A 14,491-nucleotide genomic window follows, 5' to 3' on the forward strand; every position below is an offset into this window, starting at 1 on the left:
TCAGTTGCCGAGTACCTTTCGGTAACTCAGCATGATTGAAGGGTGACTTAATGTGAAGATGAAACTTTCACGCCCTCTTTCGGTACAGGAACATAAGGTGTTTCTTTATCTGTACGCTGCGGATTTTTGTGTGCTTTCATCCCGACGCGGATACCATAGAAAATGATACCGTAAACAACCACTAAGAATAGAACACTCAAGCCAGCATTGGTGTAGTTATTAATAATAATGTGATTCATATTAGTAATTTCTTGTGCCGTTAATTCCGCACCACCCGCTGCAATCTTATCTTTATAAGATTTAGCTAAATACATGAAGCCTTCTAATTGTGGATTATCACTGAATAGTTTCAGACCTAGCGCCCAAGTAGTACAGATTAATAACCATACTGCTGGTAATACGGTAACCATTATATATTTACTGCGCTTCATCTTAATCAGAACAACTGTACTTAAGACTAATGCAACCGCAGCTAACATCTGGTTGGAGATACCGAACAATGGCCATAAGCTCTTAACACCACCCAGAGGGTCAACAACGCCTTGATACAGTAAGTAACCCCATAGACCAACACACCCTGCGGTACCGATAATACCCGCAACCAATGAGTCCGTTTTCTTCAGGAATGGAACAAAGTTACCTAACAAATCTTGCAGCATAAAGCGGCCAGAACGAGTTCCTGCATCAAGTGCAGTTAAGATAAACAGCGCTTCAAACAAGATCCCAAAGTGATACCAGAAGCCCATATTTGCCGCTGGCATAATTTCATGGAATACAAATGCAATACCGACAGCTAAAGTTGGCGCACCACCCGCACGGTTCAAAACAGACGGCTCACCAATATCTTTCGCCGTTTGCATAATTTGTTCAGGTGAAATTACGAAGCCCCAAGAGCTGACTGTTGCCGCCGCATGAACAGAAACATCTTTCAGTTGAGCCATAATAGCTGCGCCGTCAGGCCCACCGAGTTCGTGCAAGTTAGGCATTGTAATACCTAAAGCCGCTGGCGGTGTATTCATAGCAAAATACAGACCAGGCTCGATAATTGAAGCAGCAACCAGCGCCATAACAGCAACGAAAGATTCCATTAACATGGCACCATAACCGATATAGCGCGCATCTTTTTCGTTTGCTAATAATTTCGGAGTTGTTCCCGAAGAAATTAATGCGTGGAAACCAGATACGGCACCACATGCAATGGTAATGAACAAGAATGGGAATAATGTTCCTTTCCAAACTGGGCCAGTTCCATCAACGAATTGTGTTACTGCTGGCATTTTCAGTTCAGGGTTAAGAATAACAATACCGATGGCTAAACCCACGATGACCCCAATTTTTAAGAAGGTCGCTAAATAGTCACGTGGCGCTAAAATTAACCAAACAGGTAATAATGCAGAAATGAATGCATAGCCAACTAATGCATAAGTAATAGTTGTATCTTTAAAGGTCAGTGCAGGTCCCCAATATGGGTCATGAGCAATCACCCCACCGAACCAGATTGATGCGACAAGTAATACAATACCAATAACCGAAACTTCACCCACACGTCCCGGCCGGATATATCGCATATATATCCCCATAAACAATGCGATTGGTACTGTAGAACAAACAGTGAATACCCCCCATGGACTTTCCGCTAGAGCTTTCACCACAATCAATGCTAATACAGCAAGAATAATGATCATAATAAGGAAGCAACCAAAAAGTGCTAGAGTACCAGGGATTGGCCCCAACTCTTCCTTAACGATCTCCCCTAATGATGCCCCATTACGGCGTGAAGAAATAAACAACACCATAAAGTCTTGCACCGCGCCCGCAAGCACAACCCCGGCCAATAACCATAACGTACCGGGTAAATAACCAACTTGAGCAGCAAGCACCGGTCCAACTAATGGCCCCGCCCCTGCAATTGCGGCAAAGTGGTGACCAAAAAGAACGTTTTTATTTGTTGGTACATAATTTAATCCATCATTATTAATGACGGCGGGTGTTGCACGAGTTTCATCCAACTTCATCACTTTTTTAGCGATGTATAAACTGTAATATCGATATGCAATGAGATAGACCGCTACAGAAGCAACAACTATCCATAGCGCACTGATGTGCTCGCCACGTCTAAGCGCGACTACACCTAAACAGACTGCACCAATAATTCCAAGGATCATCCACGGAATATGCTTTAAAATGCCATTTTTGTTCATAGAACACCCTTCTGAGGTAAAACGAACATGCCTTTGATTTTGTATTTACCATCAGTGAAAAATGGATAACTATTTATTGCTAGCGTGTCATTCATCACTGATGATTTTTTATTGGCAGTGGTTGAACGGTAAAAATAAAAATGAGTTCTGCCATGGGGTCTATGGTAATAAATTATACGCCGTCATTGTTTAAAGTTATGCTAAGCGGTGTTATACAGACTTAAGCGGTTTATTTTTTGCTGTGAATGGTTTTTAGGGGGGGTAAACAAGATAAAAACTGTGATCTAAATAACAATTACAATTAGTTTTCAATTAGTTAATTACTATAAATTAATTAACTAAAATGAGTATTATTGTAAATAAATGGCAAATAAAACGTAAAAACAGCCAATCATTCGTAATTAATGTGTTTAAATATCAAAACACGTTACTAGTGAGTAATTGTTGTCCATTTACCACCTGTCCACCAATTGTGCTCGCCATCCGTTTGTGTTTCACAACCAATACCGACTTTCGCTTTCCCACCTTTAAAAGGGTAAGCACAATCATAAATAGCATCGAATACAATTTTCCCTGTGACTTCGTCTGCAAAACCTATTTTGTTCCCTTTACGAAACCGATATAACCCCTCTTGAGGTTCATCAGGCCAATTATCAAAATAATAAAGTTGATAAACCTCATCCCCCTTCTTATCGACCACAACTAACCCCTTATTCGGTAGTTTGCGTAAGCAATATTGAAAATAAGATTGGTTGTCAAAACACTGAATATTGTCTTTCTCACCAGAAACCCATAAACGAAATTGTTCATCAAGACCTTGCCCAACAGACAAAAAAGAGACAAAAACTAATGAAAGAACACTTATAAAATAATGCATCATGGTTTTCCCTTGTTTTAAGTCAGCCTGTATCAATTGTTCTTTATGATAATCAGACACTATCGCTTAGTGATTTCACTTATACACTAGATACTATAACGAGTATCTCCCCGTGTGAAACTCAGAATAAACAGAAATAGCAAATTTTTATAAGAATAATCCCAGAGAGAAAATAGAAAAAACATTGTTTTCACATTTCCCCCTATTTCGATGAGGCTAACAACTATCTTCTTTTAATTAATGGTGTTCTATGTACGTTACTAAAAAATGATCAAGATTAATTTAAGTGTTAATAGAAAATCAATAAAAGGTATTTTTATCACACCTCGTAGTTATTCGTAACATTTAGCCCGCATACGCATCTTGTGTGTTATTTTTAGCGACAAATTATGTACAAATATTAATTTCGGTATTTATATCTGAATAAACTCAACAATGAACGCATTCTTGGTATATAACACTGAAATACCTCTCTAAATATCAGTTAAGTTACATATAAAACACATAACTTATTGATATCAGATGAAAATAACAATTTGAAAACTATTTGAAAACCATAAAAATGGATTTCCCACCGGTTTGACAACCTATATGAGTAGAATTAATATTATCCACGAACTCTGGTAGACAAGAGTTAATTAAATAGACATAAAGATATTTTAAAATTAAGTTTTTAACCCTAAGCTAATTTAATTTTTTATTAAATAGCCAAATAAATGTATTTATTTTTTGGATTTAATAATGAGATAAATCATATTAAATCTTCATTAATAAAATAAAAACTTAATCTGTAATTCTAAAATTTATATACCCATTAATTTAATCTTTAAATTAAGACGTTCTCACATACTTAGGAATGATTATTATGAAATTGAATAAACTTGCTTTAGTTGGTGCATTCGCGGTTGCTACTCTTTCTTCTCAAGCTTTTGCTGCACAAGATGCAACTGTTAACTTTAATGCACGTTTAGTTGCTGCAACTTGTGATATCAGCGCTTCTAAAGATTTAGTTAGCTTAGGTACACACTCAACTGAAAACCTAGACACAACTAAAGCATTATCTGAAGCAAACTTTAACTTAGTTTTAAATAACTGTACTAAAGTTTATGACGATTCTGCAAACCAAACTGCTGATGCAACGACTGTTTCTATCTTAGCAACAGGTGAAGCATTAACTGGTCACTCAGATATGTTTGCTGACGCTCAAGCATCACAAATCGGTGTTAAATTAGCTGCTGGTAAAGCAAAAACTGAAGTTAAACCTAACATTGCAACTGAAATTACTGACCTGAAAATAACCGGTAAAAATGACTACATCATCCCAGTTGTTGCTGGTCTGTACGCAACGGCTTCTGATGCTGTCGCACAAAACTTAAATGTGCCAGTAACATTCAGCGTAGCATACGACTAATCACCGTCGTGCGTTAATTTAGCTAGTAAAGCAGGCAGTTATTTATTACTGCCTGCAAATTATAAGAGAAAAAAAAGAATGCTAAAATTAAAATCCTTACTTTTTATCTTATTTGCTTTTTCGTTTTCTTCTCAAGCGGGTGTCGGTTTAAGTCAAACCCGTATTGTTATTGATGAAGCAACAAACTCTGCTTACTGCACGAAATGAAGACAGTAAATCGTATTTAGTCGCCAGTTTTATTACACAAAAATTAGATAGCAAAACACCTTCTGAAGGTTACTTTGTCATTACGCCTTCTATTTTTAAATTAGCGCCAAAACAACGTAATATTATTAAAATAAAAGCGCTCACACACAAGTTTCCAAAAGATCGTGAAAGTATGTATTACTTTCACTCAAGAAATGTCCCTGAATCCGATAAAGCGGATGGGGTAAAAGTCGGGTTAGAAAGTGTTATTAAAATTTTCTATCGACCGGCTAATCTGCCGATGCAGCAAGAAGAAGCATTTAAAGGCATCAAAACTAAAAGTACCTTCCAATGGCGTTAAGGTAGTCAATAACTCGCCTTAATATATCAATTTGGCTGGTTTATCTGTTAATAACAAAGCGATTAAGCTTAATAAACAAAATAATGTTATTGCCCCATTTGCTGAAATGAACTTTGTTTCTCAATCAAAAGTGGGCGCTGTTAAGTGGGCTGTTATCAACGACCTTGGAGGATACAATGAATATCATGGGACTGTTGAGTAAAGGGATATTAGCGCTAAGTGTCATTGTATTCTCAGGCTCAATTATTGCTCAGAATGGGCAAATACAGTTCAAAACCAAAATCATAAAAGGAACTTGTGAGTTTGATGATAACAGTGAGTTAGATAAATATATTGATTTTAATAAAAGTGGAATGCTAACAGCATCTGATGTTGACGAAAGCTCAATTAATCAACCGATAAAAACTGAAAGTTTTTCTTATACCATTACTTGTCAGAATTTCCCGGCAGGTACTGAAAAGAAAATTAAAATAAAATCTAAATCGGCCGCATCAACAACATTTAATAATGGTATTTTTTTTGGATTAGCAGATACAACTAAAACGGGTTTTTTACTTGAATCCTGCGACAATAACAACCAAAATTGTCAGGCGGTGAAAGATGAAGGGATTTCCACATTTCCTTCCACAACCAGCGATTCAATTGTTGTGAATTACCAAGTTAGCCTTGTCAAACGAGAGAATAACGTTAAGCCAGGCGATGCTAATGCTGCGGTTACTTTTGAATATTATCAGGATTAAGAGCCATGAAAAAAATAAAACAGGGGTTACTGACTTTTTTAATGCTCCTCATGCATTACCCCGTGATGGCGGCAGATGATTACAAAGTAGAATACCAATTTTCTGTTTTATTTTTAGCTAAGACCTGTGAAATTGATGTCCCAAATGAAATTATATTTGGTAATGCATCTGGTGTCACAACCGTCAGTGAAATTAAAAAGGATACGGTGGCAAAGAATTTCTCGATTGGTTTAAGAAATTGTACTACGACGGATCAAAAAACGGCGGCGGTTTATTTAGCATCAGGTAATACATTAAATGGCAGCAAAAACTTCTTCAATGATAACCCAAATGGTGTCATCGGTGTTCAGTTATTAGAAGGAAATCGGGTTATTGATGTTAATCAGAACTCATTATTAAAGCCAGATGCAGCCTCAATAATTTGGGATAATATTCAAAGTGTCAGTGAAACAAAAATGGTGACAGCCAAATTACGTTGCGCTGAAAGCAATTGCAACCCTAGCGATGGTGATTTCTCTGCAACATTAACTATTGGCTATTATGCCGATTAATATATAGATAACATTTATTGAATATAACCATTTATAATTATATTTCATTATAAATTTCCATTAAGAAATAATCTTGTTATTAATAATAAATTAAAATAGAAAATAGATTTTAACTCGACATTAATTTCTATTTTAAATATCCATATCGCCTTAAATCGATTAAATAAACAAAAAAACTATTTAGCGAAACAAATGAAGTTCACTCGCAAGCTGGAAAAATAGAATGGCGATTTACCGATGAATATTTAATGGAATTACCTCCTCAATCCATAGAATAAACATCGATTGAAACATAAATAACAAGAATAAATAACGAAAGGTGATGCAGTGAAAGGGATAAAAATAAAATTAATTGCATTAGAGGTCTTTATTTGTTGCTATGCAATGGCCCCCTCTTTTATGCATGCCGAATCGTATTTTGACCCCGGCCTATTAATGCACGGCAGTGGGATAGACGTTTCTCAACTCGATTTAAATGACTTTGCGGATAACAATACATTAACGCCCGGCGTCTATGACGTGGTCGTTAATGTTAACATGATCCCGTCAGGGGAATTTAATCTCGCATTTGAAAAACAGCAAGATGGTCATGTTGCCCCCGTCTTTACAGTCGGCGAACTGAAAAAACTGGGTGTTAATACGGCATCTCTGCCCAAGTTAAGAGATTTGAGTGAAGACACGAAGATTGAAAACTTATCCAGTTACATTGCCGATGCTGCCATCACCTTTGATGTACAAACGCTGACGGTGAATTTATCCGTCCCTCAAATTGCCATGGTGCCAAACTTTGCAGGCTATGTACCGCCTGAATTGCGCGATGATGGTGTTACTGCGTTAGTGATGGACTATGTCTTTAACTACAGTAATAACCGCCAACTGGGCAAATATCACCAAAAAGCAGGAACCAGTGATTCTCTGTTTAGTAATATCAATGCAGGGATCAACATGGGGCCATGGCGCCTAAGAACGAGCTATTTATATAACTACAGTAAAAGCAGTGGGTCTTCCAGCACAAGTGACTCCAACTTTTCCAATACTTATATCTATCGCACCATTAATGCGATTAAATCAACGCTAAAAGCCGGGGAAATCTCGACCGGTGGGAATATTTTTGACGCCATTCCTATGAAAGGCGCCACGCTAAAATCAAACCCTCAGCTTGACCCTAGCAGTATGCAAGGGTTTGCACCTATAGTGGAAGGGGTGGCGAACACCAATGCGACTGTCACCGTGCGCCAGAACGGCAGTGTGGTCTACCAAACTTTTGTGGCGCCTGGGCGTTTTATTATTCGTGACATCCCTGCCAGCGGCTTAGCCGGGGACATGGAAGTCACGGTTGAAGAAGAAAATGGCAAACAAACTGTTTTCACTCAGGCTTATTCCTCGCTGCCAATGATGGAGCGCCAAGGCGCTTATAATTATGAAATTTCCGCGGGTCGTTACAATGGCGGAATTGCCGTGGACTCTGAGCGGAAAAACTTTACGCTTGGTTCCTTCAGCATCGGGCTACCACATAACATTACCACCTATGGTGGGGTGTTAGTTTCTAATGGGTATAACTCCTTTGTGGGTGGGGTCGGCTTATCGTTGGGTGTATTAGGGGCGTTATCTACCGATATTACCCACTCGGATGCTCGATTTTCAGGGAAAAGCCTCAAAGGGCAATCCTATCGTATCCGTTACTCAAAAAGTTTGTTGTCAACAGGGACCTCATTTGACTTAACGGCATTACGTTATACCTCTGAGAACTTCTATTCGTTCTCAGATTACAATAATGCCGGTTATGCGATTAAAGATGACTTAGCGCCTTGGACGGGAGCGCGTCAACGTTATAGTTTCCAAACCTCAATTAACCAATCTTTTGACTCTTATGGTTCCCTTTCTTTAAGAGCGTCAAAAAATACTTATTGGGGCGGCCAAAACTCAAATACCTCGGTTGGGATGTCTTATAACAATAACTATAAAGGGGTTTCTTATAGTCTCAGTTATATGGTTGACCGCGTGAAGAGCTATAACAATACTTGGCCTGAGAACCGCGTGGTTTCCTTTGATGTGTCTGTGCCGCTCAGCTTATTGACGAACAGTGAAATGGCACAAACCATGAGCGCGCGTTATGGGGTCAGTGTAGATCAGCACGGTGAAACTCGTCATCAAGTAGGGTTAACTGGTAGCGCGATGAATAGCCGCTTTAGTTATGGTCTTTATCAGAACTATGACAGTTATAATAACAATTACGGGGGAAGCCTGAATGGGACTTACTCCGCGAATAATGCAACATTATCAGCTGGTTACAGCTATTCAGATATGAGTCGCTCAATGAACGGTACCCTAAGTGGCGGTGTAGTTGCGCATTCAGATGGGGTCACATTATCGCCAAACGTGGGGGATACGATTGCGATTATCACCGCAGAGGGGGCAAAAGGGGCGTCATTATCCTCTGGCGCGCAATTTGACCGCTTTGGGAATGCCATTATTCCTCAGTTATCCAGTAACACGGCTAACCAAATTGCGGTTAATGTGAACACATTACCGGATGATACGACCTTTAAAGACACCTCGATGATGGTATATCCAACGGAAGGGGCGGTTATTAAGCGTAAGTTTAAAACCAAAATTGGTTATCAAGCGATTATTAATCTGAAAGCCACGGGGAAAATCCCACCTTTTGGGGCGATCGCGACGTTAGTATCAGAAGACGATGAAAACGATATCAATACCGGAATTGTGGGTTCAAATGGCCAACTTTACATGAGTGGGTTACCAAATACTGGTCGTATTAACGTTAAATGGGGTGGTCAATCGGGTCAGTGTACCATTAACTATTCTGCATTAGACACGATTGCAGTTACTGCAGATTCGCCAGTAAGAACTTTAACGGCGGAATGCCAGTAGTCGCCTAAAATAAAAAAGTATAACCTAATGCAACAATTAAATTCTTTTTTAAAATTATGCAGGTACCGTCATATTAGTGCAAGCTTATGACTTATACCATTTATCAGAGAGATAACCACTGCTGCTTTACAACAAAATTTTTTCTTGAATAACCCTTCGTTATCATTTTAATTCTTAATAGTTAAAAGCTCATTCATATAATGTGAATGAGCTCTTTTTATTAGAAATCAACCTGATACTTTAACTTTATCAGCCGCAGTCTTAGCCATTTCCAATGCTTGTTCAATAGAATCAGCAACAGCTAAAGCAACCCCGAGTCGACGAGTTCCTGCAATTTCAGGTTTACCAAATAAACGTAACTGGATATCCGACCCAAATGCAGTATCAATATGACCAAATACCACATCGCTGCTATGCAATTCAGGTAAAATAACCGCAGAAGCACTTGGCCCATATTGACGAATTGCGCCTATTGGGTACCCTAGGAAAGCCCGAACATGTAAGGCAAATTCAGATAAATTTTGTGAAATTAACGTCACCATTCCTGTATCGTGAGGGCGAGGTGAGACTTCATTAAAAATGATCTCATCTGCGCACACAAATAACTCAACACCAAATACCCCATAGCCTCCCAATGCGCTAACTATTTTTTGGGCAACCTCTTGTGCTTTCCTCAATGCAATATCACTCATTTGTTGAGGTTGCCAAGACTCACGATAATCCCCTTTCTCTTGGCGATGACCAACAGGAGCACAAAAATGAATGCCATCAACTGCACTGACTGTTAACAAGGTGATCTCAAAATCAAAATTAACCATTTTTTCAACAATAACGCGGCCCTGTCCCGTGCGCCCACCTTGTTGAGAATATTCCCATGCTTGTTCTAATTCTGCTGCCGAGCGGATAACACTCTGCCCTTTTCCTGACGAACTCATGACTGGTTTTACAATACAAGGAAAACCGATTTTCTCTGCTGCAGTAATAAAATCCGCTTTATTTTCAACAAATCGGTAATCAGAGGTCGGTAAATGAAGTGTTTCCGCTGCCAAGCGACGTACCCCTTCTCTGTCCATGGTAAGAAAAACGGCTTTCGCAGATGGCACGACTCTTTGCCCTTGTTCTTCCAGTTCAACTAAGGTTTTTGTCGCAATAGCTTCAATTTCAGGGACAATAAAATCAGGTTTTTCTAAGGCAACAAGCTGTTTTAATGCTTCGCCATTAAGCATGTTAATTGTGTAACTGCGGTGAGCAATGTGCATAGCTGGCGCATTATCGTATCTATCAACAGCAATCACCTCAATGCCTAAACGTTGGCATTCAATAGCGACTTCCTTACCCAGTTCACCCGCCCCAAGCAACATGACTTTGGTTGCTGAAGCGCACAGCGCAGTACCCAATTGATTCATGATTAATGACCTTATCCGCAAAAATAATAAATGTGATTATATACGCAATCGTTTGCTTTTACTATCAGAGGAAACAAAGTTCATGAATGCTGAGCCTAGTATCTAGCCTAATGGTGTCTTATCACGCCCAGTAATAAAGGGATCTTTATGAGAGAACTTAGTATATTGCTTGCGCAAAATCGCTAAAATACAGAACATCAAACCAATCCATATTAATGAGAAGCTGACACCTTTTACCCAATCAAATAGCTCATTAAATAAAAATACCGCAAGTAAAAATTGGATTGTGGGTTCTATATACTGTGCTAAACCAATTACAGTCAATGAAGTTCTTTTAATTGCAGCCGTGAAAAATAGCAATGGGATAATCGTTACCGGAGCCGCTAGCATATAAAGAATTTTAACTTGCCAATCCCCTTCTGCTACCGCACTTAAACCATTTGAGTTTAACCACCAAGTTATTCCTATTGCTATTGGCAATAACCAAAGAGCTTCTAAAAATAAAGAAGTAATGACATCAAACCGAATAAATTTACGTATTAATCCATATATCGCAAATGCGCTCCCCATCACTAACGCTAGAATAGGTAGTTCGCCATACTGCCATATTTGATAACCGACACCGGCACATATAAAAATAACGGCCATTTTTTCAGAAAAGACAAGTCGCTCTCTGAGAAAGATAACCCCGAGTAAAATTGAAAATAAAGGGTTAATAAAATATCCCAAACTTGCCGCTAGAACTTGTCCATGAGTTAACGCATAAGTGAATGCAGTCCATGAAATAGCCATAATCGATGAGCTAAAGAAACATAAAACAATTGATTTTTTGTCAGCCCAGACTTGGCCCCATAAAGATTTATTCTTAATAATTAAACGAATAAAAAAAAGTATTGGTACTGACCAAATAAGACGTTCAGCAAGTAGTTCTAAAGGTTCGGCGCCAGGAAGTAAACGGTAAAATAACGGTGTTATACCCCATAGAATATAAGAAAAAATGGCAAGAGCCACTCCTGAACGCAGCAACATAGTTTACCCGCAATAAAAACTAATTAAGTGAAATTAGCTTCGTATCATACGCCAAAATATAGAAAATAAAACTGATTGCACCTCCAATATTGGTCGATTTATATCGAAGTAAATATAAATAAAAGTGGATTAGGCAACCATCTTCTATTTACCTTCCATATAGATACTTTTCAAAGGATTTCTCTTTGGGATAATAGTGGTTGCTGTTGTATAAATTCGATTAATTCTTGTTGCGTTGGCGCTGCTGAAATCGCCCCTTTTTTAGTCGTTGCCAAAGCTCCACAAGCTGACGCTTGAGAAATAATTTTCATTAAGCTGTCGCCAGTATTTGACAAACCATATTGAGAAACTCCCGCAAGTAAACCCGCCATAAAAGCATCGCCAGCCCCTGTTGTATCAATGCTATCAACTAAATAGGCACTAACTGCTATAGATGTGTAGGACGTAAATACTTGGCAACCTTTAGCGCCTTGAGTGACTATTTTTAAACTGGCAGGATACTTTTGTAATTTAGAAATCGCATCATCAAAACAGCTCTCCTTTGTTAGCCACAATAATTCATCATCCGATAGTTTTAAAATATCTGCTTGCGTTGCAAAAGTATCGATAACACAATGCATTTCATCGGGATCAGCCCACATTTGTGGGCGAATATTGATATCAAAACTCAGTAATCCCCCTGTTTGCTGTATATTTTTTATTGCTGTTGATAACGATGCCCGACAGGTTTCATGTACCAATGCTAATGAGCAAAAGTGCAAAATATCATTACCAAATTTAGGTAAGTTTTTTGCAGTTAAAAATTGATCTGCTGAAGGGGAAACTAAAAAAGAAAATTCACGTTCACCATTTTCATGTAATGATACTAAAACGGTACTCGTTTTATATTTGTCATCAAACTCCATCGCACTGGTATCCACTCCTAGTTCAAATAAGGTTTTCTGCATAAAATGCCCAAAAGCCTCTTCCCCTACCCTGCCAATAAAACCACTGTTTTGCCCTAAACGTGCAACGCCAGCGGCGACATTAACGGGGGCTCCACCAGCACAAGCTTCATATTGCATCCCTTTAAGGGGGAGCAAATCAATTACTGCATCGCCTAAAGCCCAGACTTTCATCATATCTCCTTTACTGACTACGTGTTTTTATTATCTATTAATGAATATATACATTACCTACTAATGAAATTTTCACTAGCAAACTGTTAACGTTAACATTAGTATAAATACATCATTAAAGAAACGCACGAGTTATCTCATCTTATTTATCCATTTCGGTATGGGGAAATAACTAAGGAAGCACAATGAAAAATCAACTTGAATTAGCGAATAACACCATTCAAACATCAAGAAAAAACCTAGATTTTCAATTCTATCCTCAATATCATCTCGCTCCTTTTGCTGGCTGGATGAATGACCCAAATGGGTTGATTTATCACCAAGGTCAATATCATGCTTTTTATCAACATCATCCATTTAGCGCTAGCTGGGGGCCTATGCATTGGGGGCATGCAACAAGTACTGATATGGTCCACTGGCAGCACCAACCTATTGCATTAGCACCTAGTGAAGAGTATGACCGTGATGGCTGTTTTTCGGGTTCCGCAGTTAGCCATAACGGTGAACTCTATCTGTTCTACACGGGTCATATTTGGTTGGGTAATCAAGGTGATGACAGCCAAATTATTCAGTCTCAATGCGTTGCGATTAGTACAGATGGTATTCATTTTGAAAAAAAAGGAGTTGTCATTCCGCCAATTGAAGGGTTTATGCATTTCCGTGATCCAAAAGTTTGGCAGCAAAACAATAAGTGGTGGATGGTGGTCGGTGCAAGAGATCCCCATAATCATGGTCAAATACTCTTATTTAGCACTTCAGACTTATTAAATTGGGATCAAAACTACCAAGTGCTGGCTAAAACTGATGATAAGGGTGTTTATATGTGGGAATGCCCTGATTTTTTTCCTCTAGGGAAACATTTTATTGCTTTATTTTCACCTCAAGGGAAAAAAGCTGAAAAGTACCAATATCGTAATCTTTTTCAAAATGGTTATTTAGTCGGGAATTGGTCACCAAACTCCCCTTATACAATTACTCACCAATTTACCGAATTAGATTTTGGGCAGGATTTTTACGCACCACAAACTTTTTTATCGAAAGATGGTCGCCGTATTGCAATAGCTTGGATGGATATGTGGGAAAGTCATATGCCATCCCAAAAAGATGGGTGGTCAGGTTGTTTTACTTTACCCAGAGAGCTTACTCTTAATGAACAAGGCAAAATTATTTCTAGACCTATTGAAGAATTAAAGTCTTTACGGCAATCCACTACGCACTTATCCACAATAAATTTAGAAAAGAACACAACGGTTTTAGTGAATGAAGATGCCTCCAGTTGTGAACTAGAACTTATTTGGGATTTACAACAGAGCCCCGCGGAGAAATTTGGTTTTTGGATTGGTTACGGAGTGCAATTTTATATTGATAACCAAAACCAACGATTAACCTTAATGCGCCATTATCCTGAATATACAATTAGTGATAGCCGCAGTGTTCCATTACCTGAAACCCAGCAGCTAAAAATACATGCTTTTGTTGACCGCTCCAGTCTTGAAATATTCATTAATGATGGTGACATTAATTTTAGTTGCCGTATCTACCCACATGAGGGGGAGCGAGATTTAAAACTATTTGCAATAAATAACCAAGCAAAGTTAGAGAAAGCAACCTATTGGCATCTCGAAAAGGCTATCGTATAAGTAGAGAAGTTCTGTTGGAAATATTAAGAAGCTGTTACTACACCACTAGCCAACAACCTCTTGAAATAGCTAAATATTT

General features: G+C 38.5%; 12 protein-coding genes. 7 read left to right on the forward strand and 5 right to left on the reverse strand.

Annotated elements, in window-relative coordinates; translation table 11 throughout:
- Positions 1 to 47: 47 nt before the first annotated feature.
- Positions 48 to 2,201, reverse strand: a complete 2,154-nt coding sequence (locus tag P3L56_RS16010) for a carbon starvation CstA family protein (RefSeq protein ID WP_042848244.1) — start codon at positions 2,199 to 2,201, stop codon at positions 48 to 50.
- Positions 2,202 to 2,631: 430 nt separating this feature from the next.
- Positions 2,632 to 3,081, reverse strand: coding sequence for a WG repeat-containing protein (locus P3L56_RS16015; RefSeq protein WP_166686041.1), 450 nt, complete (start codon positions 3,079 to 3,081; stop codon positions 2,632 to 2,634).
- Between the two features lie 862 nt (positions 3,082 to 3,943).
- Here P3L56_RS16015 and P3L56_RS16020 point away from each other — a divergent pair.
- From P3L56_RS16020 to P3L56_RS16045, 6 genes are all read left to right on the forward strand, one after another.
- Entirely contained in the window at positions 3,944 to 4,489 is a 546-nt protein-coding gene (locus P3L56_RS16020; RefSeq protein WP_166686150.1) for a fimbrial protein, read from the forward strand.
- A gap of 172 nt (positions 4,490 to 4,661) precedes the next feature.
- Positions 4,662 to 5,036, forward strand: coding sequence for a molecular chaperone (locus tag P3L56_RS16025; protein WP_316927682.1), 375 nt, complete (start codon positions 4,662 to 4,664; stop codon positions 5,034 to 5,036).
- Positions 5,037 to 5,067: 31 nt separating this feature from the next.
- A complete protein-coding gene (locus tag P3L56_RS16030) occupies positions 5,068 to 5,238 on the forward strand; it encodes a hypothetical protein (RefSeq protein WP_316927683.1) in 171 nt (56 codons plus the stop codon).
- Positions 5,213 to 5,776, forward strand: coding sequence for a hypothetical protein (locus P3L56_RS16035; RefSeq protein WP_316927684.1), 564 nt, complete (start codon positions 5,213 to 5,215; stop codon positions 5,774 to 5,776). The genes P3L56_RS16030 and P3L56_RS16035 overlap by 26 nt, the downstream gene beginning before the upstream one ends.
- Before the next feature lie 5 nt (positions 5,777 to 5,781).
- Positions 5,782 to 6,327 carry a fimbrial protein gene (locus tag P3L56_RS16040; protein ID WP_316927685.1) on the forward strand — a complete coding sequence of 182 codons (546 nt, stop codon included), beginning with the start codon at positions 5,782 to 5,784 and terminating at the stop codon, positions 6,325 to 6,327.
- A 327-nt stretch (positions 6,328 to 6,654) separates the two neighbouring features.
- The gene (locus P3L56_RS16045; RefSeq protein WP_316927686.1) at positions 6,655 to 9,219 is read left to right on the forward strand and encodes a fimbria/pilus outer membrane usher protein; all 2,565 of its coding nucleotides are present in this window, start codon (positions 6,655 to 6,657) and stop codon (positions 9,217 to 9,219) included.
- Positions 9,220 to 9,446: 227 nt separating this feature from the next.
- Here the strand turns inward: P3L56_RS16045 and purT are convergent, their stop codons facing one another.
- The 3 genes from purT to P3L56_RS16060 all read right to left on the reverse strand — a co-directional run bounded on the left by purT (position 9,447) and on the right by P3L56_RS16060 (position 12,772).
- Positions 9,447 to 10,625 carry a formate-dependent phosphoribosylglycinamide formyltransferase gene (gene purT / locus P3L56_RS16050; RefSeq protein WP_210831884.1) on the reverse strand — a complete coding sequence of 393 codons (1,179 nt, stop codon included), beginning with the start codon at positions 10,623 to 10,625 and terminating at the stop codon, positions 9,447 to 9,449.
- Positions 10,626 to 10,727: 102 nt separating this feature from the next.
- On the reverse strand, positions 10,728 to 11,654 hold the full coding sequence (gene rarD / locus P3L56_RS16055) for an EamA family transporter RarD (protein ID WP_042848890.1): 927 nt from the start codon (positions 11,652 to 11,654) through the stop codon (positions 10,728 to 10,730).
- A 170-nt stretch (positions 11,655 to 11,824) separates the two neighbouring features.
- On the reverse strand, positions 11,825 to 12,772 hold the full coding sequence (locus tag P3L56_RS16060) for an aminoimidazole riboside kinase (RefSeq protein ID WP_042848892.1): 948 nt from the start codon (positions 12,770 to 12,772) through the stop codon (positions 11,825 to 11,827).
- A gap of 185 nt (positions 12,773 to 12,957) precedes the next feature.
- Between P3L56_RS16060 and P3L56_RS16065 the strand changes: the two genes are divergently transcribed.
- Entirely contained in the window at positions 12,958 to 14,412 is a 1,455-nt protein-coding gene (locus P3L56_RS16065; protein ID WP_166685840.1) for a glycoside hydrolase family 32 protein, read from the forward strand.
- The last annotated feature ends 79 nt before the right edge of the window (positions 14,413 to 14,491 follow it).

It is taken from the genome of Providencia sp. PROV024, from assembly GCF_032709665.1.
Lineage (GTDB): Bacteria > Pseudomonadota > Gammaproteobacteria > Enterobacterales > Enterobacteriaceae > Providencia > Providencia huashanensis.